The organism is Corynebacterium sp. c24Ua_83, assembly GCF_039907245.1.
Classification (GTDB): domain Bacteria; phylum Actinomycetota; class Actinomycetes; order Mycobacteriales; family Mycobacteriaceae; genus Corynebacterium.
The window spans coordinates 1-1432 of sequence record NZ_JASBOI010000045.1 but is presented as its reverse complement, the minus strand read 5'-3'; the positions used below and the strand labels follow the sequence as shown (position 1 = coordinate 1432).

Sequence of the window (1432 nt, the reverse complement as noted above, 5' to 3'; positions counted from 1 at the left end):
GGTTGCGTCCCTTAGTGTGGTGTAACGCTTGCTGATGGTGGGTCCCGGAAAGTAGTGGGCGGCCACCGCCAGTTAGCCTTTCGACTCAACTACCACATCTCACCGAAAGGCCTATGACGATGACCGCTGCACCGTATTCTATCGACCCGACAACCTATCTGGATGATTTGCTGGCCCAAGCGTCTCCGGATTTGATGCGCCAGATGCTGCAAGGGTTTATCAACCAGATCCTCTCCGCCCAGGCTGACACCGTCTGCGGCGCCGAATACGGAGTTGTATCCACCGAGCGGGTCAACCACCGCAACGGGTATCGCCACCGCGACCTTGACACCCGTGTCGGCACGATCGACGTGGCGGTGCCGAAACTGCGCCACGGCGCGTTCTTCCCAGACTGGCTGTTAGAGCGCCGCTCACGAGCAGAACGAGCCTTATCGACTGTGATCGCCACGTGCTACCTTAAAGGGGTTTCCACCCGCAGGATGAATGATCTGGTGGCTACGCTTGGGATTTCCAGCATGTCGAAATCGCAAGTCTCACGCATGTCAGAAGAACTCGACGACATGGTCGCAGACTTCAAAAACCGCCCACTAGACCCCGGCGGGTACGCCTTTTTATCGTGCGATGCGCTCACGATCAAAGTCCGTGAAGGTGGCCGGGTGGTCAAATGCTCAGTGCTGCTTGCCACCGGAGTCAACGCCGACGGGTATCGCGAAATGCTCGGCATGCACGTCGCCACCGCGGAATCCAACGCGTCGTGGAAAGGCTTCTTCCAGGACTTAAAAGCCCGCGGACTTACTGGGGTATTCCTTATCACAAGTGATGCCCACGAAGGCATCCAGCACGCCATTTCCGAAGTGCTGCCCAATGCGTCGTGGCAGCGGTGCCGCACCCATTTCGCGAAGAACCTCTACGAAAAGGTCCCGAAAACACAATGGCCGATGGTCTCTGCGATGTTCCAGACAATCTTCCAGCAACCTGACGCCACATCCACTTGGGCTCAAGCCCGCGAAGTTGTCGACCTACTGGAGCCGAAATTCCCTCACGTCGCGGCGTATTTGGAGGAATCACTCGATGAAGTACTGGCGTTTACCGCAGCGCCGAAACCAGTCTGGACGAAGGTGTGGTCAAACAACCCCACAGAACGGTTAAACCGTGAGATCCGCCGGCGCACCGACGTCGTCGGCATTTTCCCAAACCGTGAATCCATCATCCGGCTTGTCGGTGCGGTCCTAGCCGAGCAACACGACGACTGGATCCAACAAAAACGCTACATGTCACTGACCGCACTCGAACACACCAAGCACCTCATGCACCACCCAGGAGAACATCGTGACGACCACCACCAGCTAACCGCCTAACCAAGCCCCGAACTTCATATCGAGCCGAAAGCACAAACGGCTACACCACTACACCGGACTTGACCTTGGCGGGT

The 1432-nt window shown here is 57.4% G+C and carries 1 protein-coding gene; it reads left to right on the top strand.

Going from position 1 to position 1432, the window contains the following annotated elements; genetic code table 11:
- Nucleotides 1-119: 119 nt before the first annotated feature.
- Nucleotides 120-1358 carry an IS256-like element IS3506 family transposase gene (locus QKE30_RS10750; protein WP_192817224.1) on the top strand — a complete coding sequence of 413 codons (1239 nt, stop codon included), beginning with the start codon at nt 120-122 and terminating at the stop codon, nt 1356-1358.
- Nucleotides 1359-1432: the final 74 nt, after the last annotated feature.